This window comes from Achromobacter sp. MYb9, from assembly GCF_002975275.1.
Taxonomy (GTDB): domain Bacteria; phylum Pseudomonadota; class Gammaproteobacteria; order Burkholderiales; family Burkholderiaceae_B; genus Achromobacter.
In genome coordinates, this window is sequence record NZ_PCOQ01000004.1 from 221,095 (window position 1) to 241,379 (window position 20,285).

The window sequence follows — 20,285 nt, forward strand, 5'->3', positions numbered from 1 at the left end:
TCGGATTCCTACTTGGAAGACGGGAAACGGTGCGAGACGCCCATGCGGCAGGCGATCAGGAAGGCTTGCCAGGTGGCCTCCACATTGGCGCGGCCCTGGCCCGCGATGTCGTAGGCGGTGCCGTGCGCCGGCGTGGTGATGGGGATGGGCAAGCCGCCCTGCACCGTTACCCCGCGCGCGAAACCCAGCAGCTTGATCGCGATCTGGCCCTGGTCGTGGTACATGGTGACGATGGCCTGGAACTCGCCGGCCTGCGCCCTCAGAAAGATGGTGTCCGCCGGAAACGGCCCCTGCACGGGCAGCCCTTCGTCGTTCAGTTGGCGCACGGCCGGCGCGATGATGTCGACCTCTTCGCGCCCGCAGGTGCCGCCATCGCCGCCATGCGGGTTGAAGGCGGCCACCGCCACCCGCGGCGCCGCGATGCCGTTGGCCTGCAGTGACCGGTAGATCAGCCGCGTCGCCGCCTTGATGCCGTCGACGCTGAGCGCCGCCGCCGCGTCCTTCAGCGGGATATGCGAAGACACGCGCGACGTCCACAAGTCGCCCAGCGTATTGAATTCGCAGAAATAGCCGGTGACGCCCAGGTATTGCGCGAAATGATGCAGCTCGTCGTCGTGCCCTAGCCCGCCCAGCTTCATGGCGAACTTGTTCAGCGGCGCAAAGCAGATGGCATCCACATGACCGTCGCGCGCGGCGTCCATGCAAGCATCCAGCACGCGCAGCACCGACGCCCCGCCCGCCGCCTGGGGTTGGCCCACCGTCACCTGGTCGGGCCGGATCGTGTCCTTTTCCAACCACGCCGGCAGGCGGGTGTCCGGCCGGCCGCGCACCGCCTCGATGCTGTCCACCGGCTGGGTGGCCACCTGCACGCCGGCCACGCGTTGGCCTTCGCGCCAGAGCCAGGCGTCGCCCACCAGCACGATGTTGGCCATCTGGCAGGCCTCCGGCTTGGCGAGCAGGCGGGCGATCAGTTCAGCGCCGATACCGGCGGGGTCGCCCAGGGTCAGGGCAATAACGGGTTTTGGCTGCGGGTTCATGCTGGAGTCATTCCACGGAAATGTTGTTCTTCTTGATGATGCCGGCGTAGCGCTGGTTCTCGGCTTTGTGAAACTGCGCAAACTGTTCCTGGCTCATCGGGGTGATATCGGCGCCGATCGCCTGCAGGCGTGCCTGCGTGTCGGGCAGCGCCAGGATCTGGTTGACGTCGTCATGGATGCGTTTCTGGATGGCGGCGGACGTGGCGCTGGGCATGTAGATGCCGTACCAGGCGCTCATTTCGACGCCCGGCACGCCGGCTTCGGCCATCGTCGGCACATCCGGCAGCTGGGCATTGCGGCGGGCGCTCAATACCGCCAGCGCGCGCACCTTGCCGCTCTTGATATGCGGGATGACGGACGACGCGGTTTCAAAGGCAATCTGCACCTGTCCGCCCATCAGGTCGACCATGGCCGGGCCGCTGCCACGGTAGGGAATATGCGTCATCTGCACCCCGGTCGCGTCCTTGAAGAGTTCCGCCGCAATGTGCTGGGTGCTGCCCGAGCCGCTGCTGGCGAAGTTGTATTCGCCCGGCTTGCGCTTCAACAGCGCGACCAGATCCTGCACCGATTTCGCCGGCACCTCGTTGTTCACGACCAAAATATTCGGTACCGCTCCCACGAACACCACCGGCGTCAGGTCACGGTCGTTGTCATAGCTCAGTTTCAACAGGTGGGGCGCGATCGCATGGGCAGTCGACACGCCCATCACCATGGTGTGGCCATCCGCCGACTTCGCGGCCAGGTCGGCCGCCAGCGTATTGGACGCGCCGGGCTTGTTCTCGACGACGACCGTCTGCTTGAGCATCGGCCCCAGTTTGTCCGCCACGGCGCGCGCCATGGCATCGGTGCCGCCGCCGGGCGCGGACCCGACCAACAGGCGAAGCGGTTTGGTGGGCCAGCCAGCGGCTTGCGCCTGAGCCTGCGCCGCCCCGGGGGGCAGCGCGGACAGGCACAGGGCGCCCGCCGCCAATGCGGCCACTACACGGATCTTCATGGTTGTCTCCTTGATGATTCTTTGCCGCTCGGGGCAATTTGTTGTGAAGTCATCTTATGAAGAACATCCGTTTCCGTAAAATGAAACTTTTGCACCAACCGTTCACCTAAGGCGATCAATCATGGAACGCAATCTGAACGTCGCCGGCCTGCTGGCCCGACTGCGCATGCGCCAGGTCGTGCTGCTGCTTGCCATCGACGACCGTGGCACCCTGCGCGCCGCCGCGCAACAGTTGAACATCACCCAGTCGGCCGCCAGCAAGATGCTGCACGAACTGGAATCGGCGCTGGGGCAACCGCTGTTTGGACGCGTGGGTCGCGGGCTGGCGTTGACGCCCGCCGGCGAGTGCGTCATGGGGCATTTCCGTGGCATGCGCGGCACGGTGTCGTCGCTGGCGCGCGAACTGGATGAACTGCGGCTGGGTAGCGCCGGCAAACTCTTTATCGGCAGCATCATGGCGGCCTCGCCCAGCCACCTGACCGACGCGCTGTTGCGCTTGAAGCAGACGTATCCGCTGCTGGCGGTGGAAATATCCACGGGCACCAGCGACCTGCTGATCGCGCAGTTGAATGCGGGCAAGCTGGATGTGGTGATCGGCCGCATGCTGACCCTGTCGGACCGCAACTACGTGTTCCGCCCCATCGGCGACGAAGCCCTATCGGTCATCGCGGCGGTGGACCATCCGCTGGCCCGCAAACGGCGCATCGGCTTCGACGCAATGCAGGCGTATCCCTGGATCCTTCAACCCCAAGGCAGCCCGATGCGCGAGGTGATCGAACACGAGTTCCGATCCCACAACACAGCCCTGCCACCCGGGCTGATCGAATCCTCATCCATCCTGACCACCACCAACCTGGCGATGAAGTCGCGCATGCTGGGCGTGATCCCGGAGTCGGTTGCCAGCCGCTATGCCCGGCATGGCTTGCTGGCGATCCTGCCCTATCAAATCCAGCAGTCGCTGGCGGCATTCGGCAGCATCGTGCCGCGCGACCGCCCCTTAAGTGCCGCTGGCCAGCACTTTGTCGACTTGCTGCATGAAAATGCGTGAAGATAGGCGCACGTTCCAGCGAAAAATGGCACTCAGGACAGTACAATCGTGCATTGCGCGATTCGCGCGTTTCACCTGAGGTTTCCCTGTGAGTGCATTGCCCGCCTGTCCGAAATGCCAGTCCGAATTCACCTACGAAGATGGCGGCGGCTACGTCTGCCCGGAATGCGCGCATGAATGGTCGGCGCAAGACGCCGCGCCTGCGGACGATGATGCCCGCGTCTACCGCGATTCGGCCGGCAACGTCCTGCAAGACGGCGACACCATCACCGTCATCAAAGACCTGAAATTGAAGGGGTCGGGCGGAGTGATCAAGATGGGCACGAAGGTCAAGGGCATCCGCCTGGTCGACAGCGACCACGACATCGATTGCAAGATCGACGGCTTTGGCCAGATGAGCCTGAAGTCGGAGTTCGTCAAAAAGGTCTGACGCAGTGCCCGCCACCTTGGCGGGCACTTCCCTGCTACATGACGACGCGGCACATTACAGCGTGTCGTCCTCGGCTGCTTTCGGCATCAGGTATGCCGTCAGCGTGCTGGACAGGCCGGCCATGACCCACAACACGAAGAACGACACCGTGTAGAAGCCCATGCGCCCGGTAGGAACGTGCCCGAATATCGTCACGTCCAGCGGGTCGATCAGGGCGAATATCAAAGCGCTTCCGGCTGCGGCCGCCAGGAACGACGGCCACAATATCCACATCAATGAACGCAAGCCCATCTGTGTCCTCCCGTCAGGGATTGGCGCGCACGGCGCCAGCGCCTTCGCCGACTTTTGGCGCGGCCTGTTCAATGACCAGGCCGCGTTTGATCACGCCTTCCACGATAGGTTCGTGGGTAAAATTGGCATAGGCGAAGTAGATCGTGATGAAGCACCCGACCATGGCCGCGAACGGTCCGGCCATGAGGATCCAGGGCCAGGGTTCGTAGTACCAGGGCTTGGGCGCCGGGGCAGTTTGTGCAAGGGTCATCAAGTTTGTCCTTTACGTAGTCAGTCGGGCACGTAGAAGCTGGCGGGTTCGTCGGTTTCGATCGGCTGGTTTTCGCCATTGTGGCCGCGCGCGCGTAACGTAATGGCGTGCGCGCCGGGTTCGGCGCCGGCAGGCGCCCGGATCACCATGGGAACCAGCTTGTTGGCCGCGGGTTCCACTTCGACCACGTCCGAGCCCTGCTGCCCCATCATCACGGCCAATCCGGGCATGCCGTCGGCCGACAGGCGCAGGCGCATGGCCGTGTCCGAGGTATTGATGATCTGCAGCCGGTAGACGTTCTCGATCTGGCCGCCCGCGACTTCCCGCCCCAGCGCCCCGCGGTCGCGGATGACGTCTACCCGCAAGGGGTTGCGCATCGCCAGCGACGCCACGAACGCCACCGCCATGATCAGGATCAGCGTGCCGTAGATCAGCACGCGCGGGCGCAGCAAGTGCGAACGCGCGCTTTTTGCAGACAGGCCATCCTGCATGGCGCGGTCCGACGTGTAGCGGATCAGGCCCGGCTCGTATTGCATCTTGTCCATGACCTGCTCGCAGGCGTCGATACAGGCGCCGCAACCGATGCACATGTACTGCAGGCCTTCCCGGATGTCGATGCCAGTCGGACAGACCTGCACGCACAGGCTGCAATCCACGCAATCGCCCAGCCCGACCGCCTTGTGGTCGACCTTGCGCGAACGACCGCCGCGCGGATCGCCGCGACGCTTGTCATAGGTGACCACGAAGGTGTCGGGGTCGACCATCACGCTCTGGAAGCGGGCGTAGGGGCACATGTATTTGCAGACGGATTCGCGCATGAAGCCCGCGTTGCCCCACGTGGCAAAGCCGTAGAACAACATCCAGAACCATTGCCATGGCCCCAGCTGCAGCGTGAACAGTTCATGGCCCAACTCGCGGATCGGCGCGAAATAGCCAATAAACGTGGACCCTGTCCACCAGGCCAACGCGATCCACAGGAAATGCTTGGTGATTTTCAGGCGCGCCTTGCGCCAGGTCCAGGGAGCCTCATCCAGGCGGATGCGCGCAATGCGGTCGCCTTCGACCTTGCGCTCGATCCACATGAAGATTTCGGTGTAGACCGTTTGCGGACAGGCGTAACCACAGAACAACCGGCCCGCCACGGCGGTGAACAGGAACAACGCCAGCGCCGAGATCACCAGCAGCACGGCCAGATAGACGACGTCCTGCGGCCACAGCACCAGCCCGAACAGGTAGAACTTGCGCGCCCCCAGGTCGAACAGCACGGCCTGCCGGCCGTTCCATTGCAACCAGGGCAGCCCGTAGAAGATCAGTTGGGTGATAAAGACGAAGGCGATGCGCCAGCGGGCAAAAATGCCGCTGACGGATCGCGGATAGATCTTGCTGCGTACACCCGCCAGAGTCTGCTCCAGCGTTTCCTGCCCGGGGCGCGGCGGCCGCGTGTGCGGCCGCCAGGGTGGCGGGTCGCCGTCGGGCGGCTTGCCGACGCTTGCGGTTGACCCATCTTCCATTTGCTGCTCCGTCCTGTAAGTCCAATGATGTGGGGGCCGCATGATGCGCCCCCACTTAAGCACCGCTTGCCGCGTTACTGGGCGACGGCATTCGCCGCGGGGTTGGCGACGGCAGGCGTCGCGGTGTTGGCGGCAACCGGCGCCGCCGTCGTCGCAGTGTCCCCAGGCTTGTTCGACAGACCCCACACCCAGGCCGTCAACACTTTGATCTGCTCGGGGTTCAGGATGTGTTCGTGCGCCGGCATGCGGTTGTCGCGGCCGTCCAGGATCGTCTTCACGATCGTGGCTTCCGAACTGCCGTACAGCCACACGTCGTCCGTCAGGTTGGGCGCGCCAAGCAGTGGGTTGCCCTTGCCGTCCACACCGTGACAGGCCACGCAGTAGTTGGCGAACTCGCGCTTGCCGCGGAAGACACGGATGTCGTCCGAGGTCAGGCCGGACAGCGAACGCACGTACTGGGCGATATCGCCGGCCGTCTTGGCGTCGATGGCGGCCTTCCAAGGCGGCATCACGCCATGGCGCCCCTTGGTGATGGTCTCCATGATGATCTCGGGCGAGCCGCCGTAGAGCCAGTCGCCGTCGGTCAGGTTGGGAAAGCTGGGCCCGCCCTTTGCATCCGAACCGTGGCATTGCGCGCAAGTGTTCAAGAACAGGCGCTGCCCCATGTCCAGGGCAGCCTGGTCTTGCGCGACCTGCGGCACCGTCATGGTTTCGAAGCGCGCGTAGATCGGGCGCACGGCCTCGGCCATCTTTGCCTGATGCCGCGCGACTTCCTCGGTGCTGCTGTAGCCCAGTTGGCCCTTGTAGGAACCCAGGCCCGGCATGAAGAACAGGTAGCCCAGCGCGAACACGCAAGCCAGCAGATACATCCAGGTCCACCAGGTGGGGACCGGATTGTTGAGCTCGGTCAGATCACCGTCCCAGACGTGGCCGGTGTCTTCGACCTGGCCGCTGGCCGGCTTGGTGCTGAGCCAACGGCGCTGCGTGTACAGCAGCCACAGGCACCAGACCACGCCGCCCACCGCGACGACCGAGATGAAATATCCCCAGAAGCCATTTACGAAATCGCTCATGACCGATTCGCTCCATCTTGTTGTTCCTGGCCGAACTCGTCGGGCAGGGCGAACGGCAGCATGGCCGATTCGCGGTTGGCGCCCTGGCGGCCGCGCGAGCAGGCCCACCAGACGATGCCGAAAAAGGTTGCCATCGAAATGGCGGTGACGATCGCGCTCAGGTAGCCCACCATGATCAGCCTCCCGTTGCCGCTTGCGCGGCGGGTTGCGCCGCCGACTGCGCGGTCGGCTGAGCGGCCTTCTTCGCGTCTTCGGCCTTTTTGGCATCTTCGGCCAGCTTGGCCTGGGCCTTGCGCACGCCTACGCCCAACGCTTGCAGGTAGGCAACCAGCGCGTCCTCTTCCGTCTTGCCTTCGATGGCCTTGGGTGCGGCCTCGATGTCGGCATCGGTGTAGGGAACGCCCAGGGCGCGCAGCGCCCGCATGCGCTCGGCCACGTTCTGGCCGGTGATGACCGTTTTTTCAAGCCACGGATAGGCGGGCATGTTCGACTCCGGCACCACCTTGCGCGGATCGCGCAGATGGATACGGTGCCAGTCGTCGGAGTAGCGCTCTCCTACGCGAGCCAGGTCCGGGCCAGTGCGCTTGGAGCCCCACAGGAACGGATGGTCGAAGACCGATTCCGCCGCGGTCGAGTACGAGCCGTAGCGCTGCACTTCCGCCGCCAGCACGCGTACCTGCTGCGAGTGGCAGCCGACGCAGCCTTCACGGATGTAGACGTCGCGGCCCATCAGCCGCAACGGGCTGTAGGGTTCCACGCCTGCGACGGGCAGGGTCGTGCTGTGCTGGAAGAACAGCGGAACGATCTGGACCAGGCCCGCGAAGGACACCACCAGGATGCTCGCGATGATCATCCAGCCGATGTTCTTCTCAAGCGTCTGGTGAGAAAAGAAGCCAGGTTTCTTGTTGGCCATGATGTCCTCGTCAAACAGTAGCCGGCTCGGCGGTCGCAACGACCGACGGGCGAGCGGCATGGGGATCGTCTTGCGGAATGGCGGGGTTGACCGGTTGCGCACCGCGCACCGTCATCCACACGTTCCAGGCCATGACGAACACGCCGGACAGGAACAACGTGCCACCCAACAGTCGGATCAGGTAGTACGGAACGCGCGTCTTCAGTTCTTCGACGAAGCTGTAGACCAGCGTGCCGTCGGAAGCGGTATCGCGCCACATCAGGCCCTGCTGCACCCCGGCGATCCACATGGCGGCGATGTACAGCACCACGCCGATGGTCGCGATCCAGAAGTGCAGTTCGATCGCCTTCACGCTGTGCATCTTTTCGCGGCCATACAGGCGCGGGATCAGGTAGTACAGGGAACCGAACGAAATCATGGCGACCCAGCCCAGCGCGCCGGAGTGCACGTGGCCGATGGTCCAGTCCGTGTAGTGCGACAGCGCGTTGACCGTGCGGATCGACATCATCGAACCTTCGAAGGTCGACATGCCGTAGAACGACAGCGCCGTCACCATGAACTTCAGGATCGGGTCGGTACGCAGCTTGTACCAGGCGCCCTGCAACGTCATGATGCCGTTGATCATGCCGCCCCAGGAAGGCGCCAGCAGAATCAGCGAGAACGTCATGCCCAGCGACTGGGTCCAGTCGGGCAGCGACGTATACAGCAAGTGGTGCGGGCCCGCCCACATGTACGTGAAGGCCAGCGCCCAGAAGTGGACGATGGACAGACGGTACGAATAGATCGGACGGCCGGCCTGCTTGGGCACGAAGTAATACATCATGCCCAGGAAGCTGGTGGTCAGGAAGAAGCCCACCGCGTTATGGCCGTACCACCACTGCACCATGGCGTCCTGTACCCCGGCGTAAGCCGAGTACGACTTCCACAGCGACACCGGCATTTCGATGTTGTTGAAGATGTGCAGGATGGCGATGGTAAGGATGTACGAACCGAAGAACCAGTTGGCCACGTAGATGTGCTTGGACCGGCGCTTGATGATCGTGCCGAAGAACACGATGGCGTAGGCCACCCAGACCAGCGTGATCAGGATGTCGATCGGCCATTCGAGTTCGGCGTATTCCTTGCTGCTGGTGAAGCCCATCGGCAGCGTGATCGCCGCGGCGACGATGACGAGCTGCCAGCCCCAGAACGTGAAGGCGGCCAAGGGGCCACAGAACAGGCGTGCCTGACAGGTGCGCTGGACGACGTAGTACGACGTCGTGAACAGCGCGCTGCCGCCGAAGGCGAAGATCACCGCGTTCGTGTGCAGCGGGCGCAGGCGGCCGTAGCTCAGCCATGCGATGTCAAAGTTCAACTGAGGCCAAATCAGCTGCGCGGCGATAAAAACGCCCACAGCCATGCCGACAATGCCCCAAACCACCGTCATGAGCGCGAACTGCCTCACGATCTTGTAGTTGAAGGTATCGGCCTTGCTTGCGATTGCGGCGCAATCGTTCATCACCCTTCCCCTAAAGTAACAAATAGCTCCAGGCTCAGATGATGGGACTAGTCACACAAGTCGGCGTTGATATGGATCAAGCGCCAGCTGGCCGGGCGGGGAACGCGGCGCGGGCACAACGGAACAGCAACGTTATCTACGAATGTTGCAGACGACGCGACGCAAAAACGGGTGGCGGCCCGTTTGTTGGGGGTGCGGCGCGGCGGCGCTCAGCCGCGGCTGGCGGGGCCGCTGTCGTCGTCGCGCAGGATGGCCGTTCCGGCGTTGTCGGTGTCGTCGTACTGACCGTTGAACACGGCCCACCACAGCGATATGCCGATGGCCAGCACGAACAGCAGGGACAGCGGCAGCAACAGGTACAGGATCGTCATTGCGCGGCTTCCAGCATGCCGGAAGTGGTGGCGTCGCCGGACCAGTCGGTGCGGCACAGGCGCCAGGAGTTGTAGGCGACCGCCAGCGACGACACCAGCATGGTGATCGCGGCCAGCCATGGCGTGACCCACCCTACCAGCGCCAGCGGGGTCATGAGCAGGTGCCAGACCAGCGACCCGTAGAGGTTCTGGCGGGCCTTGTGGCGCGCCTGCTGCAAGAGCGCGTTCAGCGCGGCATCGGACATGGTGGGATGCGCCGCCAGCGCCGAGTGCGCCGACGCCATGGCGGTGGGCACCGCCATCGACATGGCGCAAGGGCAGCTCATGACGAGAAGCGCCACCATCACCGGAATGCTGTGCGCGGGATCGATATAGGCCCAGGCGGCAGCCGCGGCCAGCGCAAGGGCCACCTGCGCCATGACAAAGCGGGATGCCAGCCGGTCGGCGCGGGCGCCCAGGTCCAGGCGCTGGGCCTCGACCCGTTCGTGCCGCCGGCCGCCCGACGCGCCGCCGAAGGACTGGCGAGCGCAGAGTTCCAGATAGCGCGCGGTCAGCAGGAAGGCCACGAACATCGTGACCGAGTCGAAATAGACCTCGCCGCGGCCCGTCCAGGTGGCGTGGACGCTGGGGATGAAGGCGGCGACGATGCCAAGCGCCACCGGCACGTCCATGCCGGCGCGGCCGTGGCGCAGGTTGTCGCCGGCATGGCGCCAGATGGGCCAGGCCGAATACAGCACCACGGGGATGGTCAGCGCGAAGCTGGCCCAGTTCATCAGGACGATGGCCCAGTCCAGCGTTTCGAGGGCGTCGGCGGGCATGCTGTCGTGCCGGAGATAGCCGGGCCACGCGAACATCATGACCTGCATCATCGCCAGCCAGGCCAGCGACAGGCGCACCAGCGCATGACGGCGCTGCTGGCGGTCGGCATCGGACAGGCACGCGGGGACGGCGAAGATCGATTTTGCTCGCATGCGCCGATGGTACCCAGCGCTTCGGGTGCACGCCTTGATCTGGATCAAGGCGCTTTGCCCCCTGCACGGGAAGCAACCCGGCGGCGGGATCAGGGGCGCTGCTGACGCAGCACGCCCACCACGGCGCGCATCAACGCGGCCAGTTCGTCCTCGGAGATGGTCAATGCCGGCGTCAGGTAGACCACATTGCCGAACGGACGCACCCAGACGCCGGCCTCGATCAGTCGGCGCTTCAGCGCTTCGCGGTCGGCGATGGCGTCCAGTTCGACCACACCGATCGCGCCCAACACGCGCACGTCGCGCACCCAGGGCAAATCACGGCAAGGCGCCAGGCCCGCCGCGAGCGCGGTCTCAAGCGCCTGCGCCTGGGCGAGGCGGGGCTCGGACTCGAACAGGTCCAGCGATGCATTGGCCGCCGCGCAAGCCAGCGCATTGCCCATGAAGGTGGGCCCGTGCATCAGTGCGTGCGCCGGGTCGTCGGACCAGAACGCATCGAACACCCGGTTGCTGGCCACGGTGGCGGCCAGGGGCAGCGTGCCGCCCGTCAACGCCTTGGACAAGGTGATGATGTCGGGCCGGATGCCGGCCTGCTCGAACGCGAACATCGTGCCCGTGCGCCCGAAGCCCGTGAAGATCTCGTCGAAAATCAGCAGCAGGCCGTGGCGGTCCGCCAGCCAGCGCAGGCGGCGCAGCACTTCAGGGTCGTGCAGCAACATGCCGCCCGCGCCCTGCACCAGCGGCTCGACCAGGATGCCCGCCAGTTGCGGCGCGCGCGTCTCGAGGAATGTGTCCAGCGCCGCCATCGCGGCCTCGTCCCGGGGCAGGTCGACGATATCGTGTTCGGCCAGCATGCCCCGGTACAGGCTGTGCATGCCCTCTTCAGGGTCGCACACCGCCATGGTGCCAAACGTGTCGCCGTGGTAGCCGCCACGAAACGCCAGGAAACGACTGCGCCCGCGTTCGCGCTGGTTCAACCAGTATTGCACCGCCATCTTCATGGCGACTTCGACCGCCACCGAGCCCGAGTCGGTATAGAAGACCCGGTCCAGCCCCGGCCCCAGCAAGCCGGCCAGCCGGCTCGCCAGTTTCAGCGCGGGTTCGTGCGTGAGTCCACCAAACATCACATGCGGCATGGCGTCCAGCTGCGCCCGGACCGCCTGGGCGATGTGGGGATGGTTGTAGCCGTGGCAGGCCGTCCACCAGGACGCCACGCCGTCGATCAGGCTGCGCCCGTCGGCCAGTTCCAGCCGGCTGCCGTGGCTGCGCACGATCGGCAGCGGCGGCGTGGCCGTCTTCATTTGGGCATAGGGGAGCCAGATATGGGGCTGGCCCTGGGCCACCCAGTCGGGCGTGTGCATGATGGACTCCGCAAAAATTGGCGGCGGCCCGGGGGTTTCCAAAGGGTGTGTCCCCCGGGAAACCACCGCGCGCGCCTCCACTACAATGGCCCGCATTCTACGGCCTGGCGCGGGCGCCCCCCTGCCCGGCCGCTGCCGGATCGATTGATGTCAAAGCTGGATTCCCTGTTTTCCTCTGAGTTGGCCGCCGCCGACGACCGCCGCGTGCGCCGCCGCCTTCGCACCGCCTCGGCCGCGCCGCCGGGCCGCATCGTGCTGAATGGCGCGCCCGTGCTGAATTTCTCAAGCAACGACTATCTGGGCCTGTCCAAGCATCCACTGCTGGTTGAACGCGCCCGGGAGTGGGCCGCGCGGCATGGCGCCGGCGCCCAGGCCTCGCGCCTGGTCTGCGGCAACCTGGACCTGCACGAGCAAGTGGAAGCCAAGCTGGCCCGCCTGAAGGGCACGGAAGCCGCGCTGCTGCTGGCTTCCGGTTGGCAGGCCAACGCCGCCGTGCTGCCCGCGCTGCTGCGCGCGGCCGCCGCCCGGGGCGAAGTCGAGCTATATGCCGACAAGCTGAACCACGCCAGTCTGCATCATGGCTGCCAGGCGGCCGGCGTGAAGCAAATCCGCTTTCGGCACAACGACCTTGACCACCTGGAACGCCTGCTGGCGGCCAGAGCCGAAACGGGGTTGGATAAGCCCGTGACCAGGTTCATCGTCACGGAAAGCGTATTCAGCATGGACGGGGACCGGACCGATGTTGCCCGGCTGGCCGCTCTGGCCGACCGTTATCAGGCGTTCGTCTATCTGGATGAGGCCCACGCCACCGGCGTGCTTGGCCCCGGCGGCATGGGGCTGGCCGGGTTGGCGCCCGGCCACATCGATCTGGCCATGGGCACGTTCAGCAAGGCACTGGGCGGATTCGGCGCCTATGTGGCGGGATCCCGCGCACTGTGCGACTACCTGATCAACACGTGTTCCGGATTCATCTACACCACGGCGTTGCCGCCTGCCGTGCTGGGCGCAATGGACGCCGCGCTGGACCTGGTGCCCACGCTGGACGCCGAGCGCGCCCGGCTGGAAGCGGCGGGCGATTACTTGCGCGCCGCGCTGCAGGGCCTGGGGTTGGACACCGGGGCCTCGTCCACGCAGATTGTGCCCGCCATCGTGGGCGACGAGGGCCGCGCGCTGGCGATGGCGGCGGACCTGGAGCGCCGGGGATTGCTGGCCGTGGCGATCCGTCCGCCCACCGTGCCCGCCGGCACCAGCCGGCTGCGGGTGACGCTCAGCGCCGCCCACCGCGACACCGATGTGGAGCAACTGATCGCCGGGTTTGCGGCGGCACTGGCATGACCGAGGCCCGCGCCCTGCCCGCGCGCCCCACCCTGCTGTTCGTCCACGGCTGGGCCTTCGACGCCTCGGTCTGGGCGCCGCTACGCGCCGCGCTGCGCGATTGGCCCCACCTGGTCGCCGACGCCGGCTACTTCGGGCCGGCCTGCTTCCCGAAGATCGATGGCCCGGTCATCGCCATTGGTCACTCGATGGGCGTGCTTCGATTGCTGCGCGAGCTGCCGGCGGGCTGCATCGGGCTGGTGTCGATCAACGGCTTCCCGCGCTTCGGCGCCGGGCCGGATTTCGACGCCGGCGTGCCGCGCCGCATGCTCGACCGCATGGTGAAGCGGCTGTCGGCCGATCCCGCCGCCGTCTTGCAGGAGTTCCGCCAGCGCTGCGGCGATGCCTCTGCCTTCGGCGAACCCCGGCTGGCGCCATTGACGCAAGACCTGCAGGCCTTGCGCGACGAAGACCAGCGCCATGCGCTGGCCGCGCTACCGGTTCCCCTGCTGGTCTTGACCGGACAGGATGACCCGATTGTTCCAGCATCGATGACGCAGGCGGCGTTCGACGGCGGTCCGGACAGCGAACGGCATGAACGGGAGCAAGCCGGTCATCTGCTGCCGGTGTCGGATGCGCCGTGGTGCGCCCGTCATATCGCCGAATTCATCCGCCGATTGACCCGAGCCCCGCGCGATCCGCAAATCGCCGCCCGCTTCGGCGCGGCCGCGCTCCGCTATGAAGACCATGCCCCCATCCAGCGCGTTACGGCGGAACGGCTGGCCGCCGATATCGCCCGGCTGCGCCTGCCCCCCCGCCCGCGCATCCTGGAGATCGGGTGCGGCACCGGGTTGCTGACGCAGGCGCTGGCGCGCCGCCTGGGCCCCGCCGACTGGACGGTCACCGACATCTCGCCCGCCATGCTGGATACGGCGCAGCGCGGGCCCGCGCTGCCCGGCACGGCCCGTTATCAGGTACTGGACGGCGAGCATCCCCCTGCGCTGGCAGGCCCTTACGATTTGATCTGCTCCAGCCTGGCCGTGCAGTGGTTCACGGACCTTAACGCGGGCTTGGGCCGCTTGGCCGCCCTGCTGGCGCCGGGCGGCCATCTGGCCGTGGCGACCCTGGCCGATGGCACCTTCGACGAATGGCACGCCGCGCATCACGCCGCAGGCCTTGTGGCCGCCACGCCACGCTACCCCGCGCGCGCCGCCATCCGTCCGGCCATGGGTAATCTGGCCGGTGGCGTGCGCAGCGAACGGCTGATACAAGATCATCCTGACGGCCTGACTTTCCTGAAGGGGCTGAAAGGCATCGGCGCCACCACGCCCGCCCCGGGTCGCGCGCCGCTGGGCCCGACCGCGCTGCGCCGCGTGCTGGCGGCATTTGACGAACAAGGAGCCACGGTGACGTATCACCTGGCCTACGGTATGTGGAAAAAAACGACGCAACGCCCCATGGGGGTTTTCGTGACCGGCACGGACACCGGCATCGGCAAGACGCTGGTGTCGGCCATCCTGGCGCGCGCCTGGAACGCCGACTACTGGAAACCGGTGCAGACCGGCGTGTCCGAAGAACCCGGCGACACCGAAACCGTTGCACAATTGGCCCGGTTGCCGCCCGAACGCCTGCACCTTCCCGCCTACGTGCTGCAGGCGCCGCTTTCGCCCTGGGCCGCCGCCACGCTGGAAGACACGGTGGTTGACGCCACCACCATCGTGCCGCCGGCGACCCGGGCCCCGTTGATCGTGGAAGGCGCGGGCGGCCTGTACGTGCCGATCGACGACACGCACATGATGATCGACCTGATCGCCCGCCTGGACATGCCGGTGGTGCTGGCCGCGCGCAGCGGCCTGGGCACCATCAACCACACGCTCTTGAGCCTGGAGGCGCTAAAGCGCCGGGGCATCCCCGTGCTGGGCGTCATCATGAGCGGCCCGCTGTCTGCCGGCAACAAGGAAGCCATCGAACGCTTTGGCGACGTGCGCGTGCTGGCCGAGATTCCTCCCCTGGCCAACGTGGACGCCGCCGCCGTCGACGCGCTGGCGCGCAACATTCCCCCGTTGCAGGAATGCCTGGCCGCATTGGGCGGGACACCGGCAGTGGCCGAGTAGCCTTGCGCCCTATCCCAGCGCGCCGCGGTCCCGCAGGGCCGCCACGCGTTCTGGCGAGATGCCCGCTTCCTTCAGCACCGCTTCGCTATGTTCCCCGAAGGCGGGCGCGGCGCGCGGGCTGTCGGGCTGGCTGCGGCCGAATTTGATGGCCTGCGCGAAACCCCGGTAGCTGCCCACCACGGGATGCGCGAACGTCGCCACCATGTGTTCGGCCTGCACCTGCGGGAAGTCGAACATGTCTTCCACGCCGCGCGCAGCGGCGCAGGGGACTTCTTCGCCGAACCAGGCCTCCCATTCCAGCGCGGTGCGCGCGCGCAGCGCCTCATGCAGGCGCGGCACGATCTCGTCGCGGTGTTCGGCGCGCTTGCGCACCGAATCGTAGCGTTCATTGTCGGCAAGCTCCGGCAAGCCGGTCTTGGCGCACAGCGCCTGCCAGAAATGCGGCGTATTGGCCGAGATGTACAGATAGCCTTCGCCCGTGGGATGAATGCCCGTGATGCCGCCCGACCGCATGTCCCGACCGATATCGCGCGGTTCGCCTTCCGCCCAGACCAGCCGTGCCGATTGCAGGGCCAGCGCGCTGCGCAACAGCGAAACGCCCACGAACTGGCCGCGACCGCTGCGTTCGCGTTCATATAGCGCCGACGCCACGCCGGCGGCCACCATGGACGAGGCATAGTAGTCCACCACCGATCCGTACAGGATCTCGGGCGGGCCCTCGGCCTTGCCCTGCAGAGCGCACATGCCGGTCATCGTCTGCAATACCTGGTCGTAGCCCGCCTTGTCCTTCAAGGGACCGGTTTCGCCATAGCCCGTGACGGCGCAATAGATCAGCCTCGGGTTGATCTGGGCCAATTGCTCGTATGCGATGCCCAGGCGCGCCGGCACGCTGGGCCGGAAGTTGTGCACCAGTACGTCGGCCTGGCGCGCCAATTCATGCAGCACCGCCAGCGCATCGGCGTTTTTCAGATCAAGGACCAGTCCGCGCTTGCCACGGTTCACGCCCAGGAAGGCGCGGCTCTCGGCATCCAGCGTGGACGGGTACTTGCGCAGGTTGTCACCGCTGGGAGGCTCGACCTTGATAACGTCCGCCCCCTGATCGGCCAGCAGCGTGCAGCCATACGGCCCGGCGATATAGGCGCTTAAGTCCAGCACGCGCACGCCTGCCAGCGGACCGCCCGTCGATTGCAGCGCGGGGGCCATCATTGCGCCTCCGCGGCGTTGGCGGTGTTCGAAGCATCCGTGAGGCCCAGCCCGGCCGCCGCCCGCAACACCGCTTCGGCGCGGCGCAAGAATGGGCCGTCGATCATCCGCCCATCCACCACGAACGCGGCCGTGCCCTTGGCCGCCGCTTCCCGCGCGGCCTGCACCACCCGGCCCGCATGCGCGATCTCTTCATCGGTGGGACGGAATGCCGCATTGGCCAGCGGCACCTGACGCGGATGGATGCAGCTCTTGCCGATATAGCCCAGGCTGCGTGCCAGCTCCGCCTCGGCGCGGTAGCCGGCTTCGTCTTCGATATTGGCGAAGGCGGAGTCGTAGGCAAACACGCCCGCCTCGGCCGCCGCCATGCGCAGCGCGAACATCGCCTGCTGCACCGCCGCCGGTTCGCGGCGGGCGATGCCGGCCGGTTCGAACAGGTCGCCCAGCCCCAATTGCAGGCCCGCCACGCTGGGATGCGCCGCCGCCAGGCTGGCGGCGCGGCGCAATGCGCGCGGCGACTCGATGTTCAGCAGCAAGCCCACGGGCCCTTCCACGCCATTGGCGCGGCACGCTTGCTCGACCGCGCTGGCTGCCGCCACCACGTCGGCCTCGCGCTCCGCCTTGGGCAGGTTCACCAGATGCAACCCCGGCCGCACGACGGCCTGCACGTCGGCATGAAACTGTCCAGTATCCAGCGCGTTGACGCGAACGATCAGCGTCTTGCCCGATGCGGCGGCTTCCGGCGCCGCCAGCAAGCGGGCCAGATGACCACGCGCCTCATCCTTGCGCGACGGCGCCACCGCGTCCTCCAGGTCGAACGACAAGGCGTCGGCGGCGCCCGCCAGCGCCTTGGCGAACAATTCGGGGCGCGATCCGGGTACGAACAGTTTGCTTCTCATGCTTGGCACTCAGGAAATCAGGGTTGATGCGGAGACGTCGTCTACTGGATGGAAATGTTGCGGTCGCGAGCCACCTGCTTCCACTTGGCGGCATCGGCCTTTACCAGTTCAGCGAATTGCGGCACGGTCAGTTCGGCCGGCACGGCGCTTTCTTCCGCGAACATGGCGCGCATCTTCTGGTCGTTGACGATGCCGCGGATCTCGGCGTTCAGCTTGTCCACCAGGGAAGCGGGCGTGCCCGCCGGCGCCAGCACGCCCCACCACAATTCCACCGAATAGCCGGGCTGGCCTTCGCCGATCGTCGGCAGCGCCGGATAGAACTGCGACCGCTCGGGCGAGGTCACGGCCAGCACACGCAGCTTGCCGCCCTTGAGCAGCGAGGCCGTCGACGCGAAGCTGCCGATCACGAAGTCCACCCGGCCGCCCGCCAGGTCGTTCAGCGCATGCGACATGCCCTTGTAAGGCACGTGCGTAAACGAGGTCTTTTCCCCGCCGGCCAGGATTTCGCTGGCCATCTGGTTGACCGACCCGAGGCCGGCGCTGCCATACGTGAGCTTGCCGGGTTCCTTGCGGCCCGCCGCCAGCAGATCGGCCACGGACTGATAGGGCGAGTCCTTGCCCACCACCAGCGCCATCGGACTGCGCGCCAGCATCGCCACCGGCGCAAAGCTGCTCACCACGTCGTACTTCAAATTGGTCTGCACGGCGGCGTTGGTCGTCAGCGTGGAAGACGAGAGCATCAGCACGGAACCGTCCTTGGGCGCGCGGGCCACATATTCGGCGCCGATCGCACCGCCCGCGCCGGGGCGGTTTTCCACGATGACGGTGGCCGACAGGCGAGCCCCCAGCTTTTCCGCCAGCACGCGCGCAAATACATCGTTGCTGCCTCCCGGCGGGAACGGCACGACCATCGTGATGGTCGCGGGGATGGCGGGCGCCGCCTGTGCCGTGGCCGTGCCCGGCACGCCCAGCGCCAGGGTCAGCGCCAGAACAGGCAGCAAGGCGGCGCGCAGGCCGGCAAGGGTCTTTGTCATGGGAGTCTCCTCGGTTGCGGTCTGGCGCCGGGCGTCGCCCGCCGGCGTTCCAGCCGCTTGTCGTTTTGTCTGAAGCGAATACTAGGACGCCAGCCTGGTGATATAAAGCGAGGATTCTTAAAACACTACGTGAGGATTTCTGATGAAGATCGAATCTTTCCGTACGCTGAATGCCGTGCTGCGGGGCGGCAGCTTCGCGGCAGGCGCGGCGGACATGAGCCTGTCGCCCAGCGCCGTCAGCCTGCAGATGAAGCAAATGGAGGCGTACTTCGGACAGCCGCTATTCGATCGGTCCGCGTTGCAGGTGCGGCCCAACGCCTTTGCCGCGGAAGTTGACGCCGTGCTGCAGGACGCGCTGGCGCGCCTGGACGAACTGCGGCGGCGCAGCACGCCCGCCGTGGAAGGCAGGGTTCGGCTGGGCACGATCGAACCGTTGCAAGTGACGCTATTGCCGCCGTTGCTGCGCACATTGCGCGAACGCTATCCGTTGCTGGACGTGCGGCTGGTGCGCGGACGGGCCACGGAGCTTACCGAGAAGCTGAAAAAAGGCGAGATCGACGCCGCCATCATCACGCAACCCGACACGGGCGGCTCCAGCCGCCTGGCCTGGACCCCGCTGTTCCGAGAAACGCTGGTACTGATCGCGCCGCCCGACTCGCACGGCACGCGCGTCGCCGAATTGTTCCAGCAGTACGAATGGATCCGTTTCGACAAGACCACCATCGGCGGCCGGCTTGCCGCGCGCTACGTCGCGCAGCATGCGCCGCATGCGCGCTGCCGCATCGAGATGCAGTCGCTGGCCGCCTTGACGGCGCTGGTGTCGGCCGGCCTGGGCGTGTGCGTGCTGCCCGAGCCCGGGCCGAACCTGCTGAACGTGCATCCGGTACGCGTGCTGCCGCTGGGCAAACAGGCGCCCTACCGCCAGATTTCGTTCGTGTGCCGCCTGACGGACCAGGACAACCGGCTGGTGCAGGCCCTGTTGGAAGGCGCGCGCCCACGTCCGTAACGCCAGCAACGGCGCCTGAAGTACGGTGATGATCAGGCGCCGCCTTCCCGCTTGGCCATGTCGATGAACGCCCGCAACGCCGACGATACCCGCCGCTGCCGTGGGTAATACAGCATGAAACCCCGTATCGGCGGGCACCAGTCCTCCAGCAGCCGCACCAGGCGGCCCGTTGCCAGCAGATCGTTCACGTAGTATTCCGGCACGGCACCGATGCCGATGCCGTCGACGGCGGCGCGCACCTCGGCATGCACGTCGCTTAACGAGATGCGCCCCGGCACGTCCACTTCCAGCGCCACGCCGTCTTTCTCGAATTCCCATTTGTAGTAACGGCCGCTGGCAAAGCGGTAGCGCACGCATTCGTGCCGCATCAAGTCGTTGGGATGCAGGGGAATCTCGCGCCCTGCCATATAGGTGGGCGACGCGACGACCGCCATGCGCAGGCTGGGGCCGATCGGCACGGCGACCATGTCTTCAGGCACGGCCTCCAGCAGACGCACGCCCGCATCGAAACCCGACGCGACGATATCGACGAAGCTGTCGTCTTCCGCGATGTCCAGCCGGATATCCGGGTAGGCCGCCAGGAAGCGCGCGGCAAAGGGCATCAGCAGCATGTAGGACGCCGCGCGCGACGTGTTGATGCGCAATGTGCCGGACGCCGCGCCGCGGAAGTGGTTCATTTCCTCGAGCGCGTCGCCCAGGTCGTGCAGGACCGGCAGCAGGCGTTCGGCCAGACGCTGGCCAGCGTCGGTCAGCGCCACGCTACGCGTGGTCCGGTTGAACAGGTTCACCCCCAGCCGTTCTTCCAGGTTGCGGATCGCGTAGCTGACCGCCGACGTGGACAGGCTGAGCTCTTCTCCGGCACGGCGAAAGCTGCTGTGTCGGGCCACCGCCGAAAAGGCGGCCAAGTGGGACAGGTTATCGGGCAGCATGATTATGCAAATTCTTTCAATAAAACATGCGGAAATTCTAG

At 66.3% G+C, this 20,285-nt stretch carries 21 protein-coding genes; 5 read left to right on the forward strand and 16 right to left on the reverse strand.

Translation table 11 applies throughout. From position 1 onward, the window contains the following. Positions 1 to 8: 8 nt before the first annotated feature. Positions 9 to 1,037: a 4-hydroxythreonine-4-phosphate dehydrogenase PdxA gene (locus tag CQ050_RS09170; RefSeq protein ID WP_105556497.1), complete on the reverse strand. Its 1,029-nt coding sequence runs from the start codon at positions 1,035 to 1,037 to the stop codon at positions 9 to 11. A 7-nt stretch (positions 1,038 to 1,044) separates the two neighbouring features. After that, positions 1,045 to 2,031, reverse strand: coding sequence for a tripartite tricarboxylate transporter substrate binding protein (locus tag CQ050_RS09175; protein ID WP_105556498.1), 987 nt, complete (start codon positions 2,029 to 2,031; stop codon positions 1,045 to 1,047). Between the two features lie 121 nt (positions 2,032 to 2,152). Between CQ050_RS09175 and CQ050_RS09180 the strand changes: the two genes are divergently transcribed. Together CQ050_RS09180 and CQ050_RS09185 are read left to right on the forward strand one after the other, a co-directional pair. Then, on the forward strand, positions 2,153 to 3,079 hold the full coding sequence (locus CQ050_RS09180; protein ID WP_105556499.1) for a LysR family transcriptional regulator: 927 nt from the start codon (positions 2,153 to 2,155) through the stop codon (positions 3,077 to 3,079). 88 nt (positions 3,080 to 3,167) lie between these two features. Next, positions 3,168 to 3,509: a zinc ribbon domain-containing protein YjdM gene (locus tag CQ050_RS09185; RefSeq protein ID WP_105556500.1), complete on the forward strand. Its 342-nt coding sequence runs from the start codon at positions 3,168 to 3,170 to the stop codon at positions 3,507 to 3,509. A 54-nt stretch (positions 3,510 to 3,563) separates the two neighbouring features. Here CQ050_RS09185 and CQ050_RS09190 read toward each other — a convergent pair whose 3' ends face one another. The 10 genes from CQ050_RS09190 to CQ050_RS09235 form a co-directional block, all read right to left on the reverse strand. After that, entirely contained in the window at positions 3,564 to 3,800 is a 237-nt protein-coding gene (locus CQ050_RS09190; protein ID WP_105556501.1) for a hypothetical protein, read from the reverse strand. A gap of 13 nt (positions 3,801 to 3,813) precedes the next feature. Further along, the gene (locus CQ050_RS09195) at positions 3,814 to 4,050 is read right to left on the reverse strand and encodes a FixH family protein (RefSeq protein ID WP_105556502.1); all 237 of its coding nucleotides are present in this window, start codon (positions 4,048 to 4,050) and stop codon (positions 3,814 to 3,816) included. Positions 4,051 to 4,070: 20 nt separating this feature from the next. Beyond that, positions 4,071 to 5,561, reverse strand: a complete 1,491-nt coding sequence (gene ccoG / locus CQ050_RS09200) for a cytochrome c oxidase accessory protein CcoG (RefSeq protein WP_105556503.1) — start codon at positions 5,559 to 5,561, stop codon at positions 4,071 to 4,073. Positions 5,562 to 5,635: 74 nt separating this feature from the next. Continuing rightward, the gene (gene ccoP / locus CQ050_RS09205) at positions 5,636 to 6,634 is read right to left on the reverse strand and encodes a cytochrome-c oxidase, cbb3-type subunit III (protein WP_105556504.1); all 999 of its coding nucleotides are present in this window, start codon (positions 6,632 to 6,634) and stop codon (positions 5,636 to 5,638) included. Beyond that, on the reverse strand, positions 6,631 to 6,807 hold the full coding sequence (locus tag CQ050_RS09210; RefSeq protein WP_105556505.1) for a CcoQ/FixQ family Cbb3-type cytochrome c oxidase assembly chaperone: 177 nt from the start codon (positions 6,805 to 6,807) through the stop codon (positions 6,631 to 6,633). Before CQ050_RS09210 ends, ccoP begins: the two co-directional genes overlap by 4 nt. Before the next feature lie 2 nt (positions 6,808 to 6,809). Beyond that, positions 6,810 to 7,547 carry a cytochrome-c oxidase, cbb3-type subunit II gene (gene ccoO / locus CQ050_RS09215; protein WP_105556506.1) on the reverse strand — a complete coding sequence of 246 codons (738 nt, stop codon included), beginning with the start codon at positions 7,545 to 7,547 and terminating at the stop codon, positions 6,810 to 6,812. Between the two features lie 10 nt (positions 7,548 to 7,557). Continuing rightward, positions 7,558 to 9,045, reverse strand: a complete 1,488-nt coding sequence (gene ccoN, locus CQ050_RS09220) for a cytochrome-c oxidase, cbb3-type subunit I (protein ID WP_105556507.1) — start codon at positions 9,043 to 9,045, stop codon at positions 7,558 to 7,560. Between the two features lie 209 nt (positions 9,046 to 9,254). Further along, on the reverse strand, positions 9,255 to 9,416 hold the full coding sequence (ccoS, locus tag CQ050_RS09225) for a cbb3-type cytochrome oxidase assembly protein CcoS (RefSeq protein ID WP_006225694.1): 162 nt from the start codon (positions 9,414 to 9,416) through the stop codon (positions 9,255 to 9,257). Continuing rightward, complete coding sequence (locus CQ050_RS09230; protein ID WP_105556622.1) at positions 9,413 to 10,387, reverse strand: hypothetical protein; 975 nt, start codon at positions 10,385 to 10,387, stop codon at positions 9,413 to 9,415. Before CQ050_RS09230 ends, ccoS begins: the two co-directional genes overlap by 4 nt. Positions 10,388 to 10,476: 89 nt before the next feature. Beyond that, complete coding sequence (locus tag CQ050_RS09235; RefSeq protein ID WP_105556508.1) at positions 10,477 to 11,745, reverse strand: adenosylmethionine--8-amino-7-oxononanoate transaminase; 1,269 nt, start codon at positions 11,743 to 11,745, stop codon at positions 10,477 to 10,479. Between the two features lie 147 nt (positions 11,746 to 11,892). Between CQ050_RS09235 and bioF the strand changes: the two genes are divergently transcribed. Both bioF and bioD read left to right on the forward strand, forming a co-directional pair. Further along, a complete protein-coding gene (gene bioF, locus CQ050_RS09240; RefSeq protein ID WP_105556509.1) occupies positions 11,893 to 13,080 on the forward strand; it encodes an 8-amino-7-oxononanoate synthase in 1,188 nt (395 codons plus the stop codon). 656 nt (positions 13,081 to 13,736) lie between these two features. Next, positions 13,737 to 15,173, forward strand: coding sequence for a dethiobiotin synthase (gene bioD, locus CQ050_RS09245; RefSeq protein ID WP_105556623.1), 1,437 nt, complete (start codon positions 13,737 to 13,739; stop codon positions 15,171 to 15,173). Between the two features lie 9 nt (positions 15,174 to 15,182). Here bioD and CQ050_RS09250 read toward each other — a convergent pair whose 3' ends face one another. The 3 genes from CQ050_RS09250 to CQ050_RS09260 are packed head-to-tail and all read right to left on the reverse strand — an operon-like array spanning position 15,183 to position 18,309. Then, the gene (locus tag CQ050_RS09250) at positions 15,183 to 16,379 is read right to left on the reverse strand and encodes a CaiB/BaiF CoA-transferase family protein (protein WP_105556510.1); all 1,197 of its coding nucleotides are present in this window, start codon (positions 16,377 to 16,379) and stop codon (positions 15,183 to 15,185) included. Continuing rightward, positions 16,376 to 17,275: a CoA ester lyase gene (locus tag CQ050_RS09255; protein WP_105556511.1), complete on the reverse strand. Its 900-nt coding sequence runs from the start codon at positions 17,273 to 17,275 to the stop codon at positions 16,376 to 16,378. The genes CQ050_RS09250 and CQ050_RS09255 overlap by 4 nt, the downstream gene beginning before the upstream one ends. Before the next feature lie 41 nt (positions 17,276 to 17,316). Beyond that, a complete protein-coding gene (locus CQ050_RS09260) occupies positions 17,317 to 18,309 on the reverse strand; it encodes a tripartite tricarboxylate transporter substrate binding protein (protein WP_105556512.1) in 993 nt (330 codons plus the stop codon). Between the two features lie 142 nt (positions 18,310 to 18,451). Here CQ050_RS09260 and CQ050_RS09265 point away from each other — a divergent pair, with 142 nt between their 5' ends. Continuing rightward, positions 18,452 to 19,315: a LysR family transcriptional regulator gene (locus CQ050_RS09265; RefSeq protein ID WP_105556513.1), complete on the forward strand. Its 864-nt coding sequence runs from the start codon at positions 18,452 to 18,454 to the stop codon at positions 19,313 to 19,315. A gap of 32 nt (positions 19,316 to 19,347) precedes the next feature. Here the strand turns inward: CQ050_RS09265 and CQ050_RS09270 are convergent, their stop codons facing one another. Further along, positions 19,348 to 20,244, reverse strand: a complete 897-nt coding sequence (locus CQ050_RS09270; RefSeq protein WP_105556514.1) for a LysR family transcriptional regulator — start codon at positions 20,242 to 20,244, stop codon at positions 19,348 to 19,350. Positions 20,245 to 20,285 lie beyond the last annotated feature (41 nt).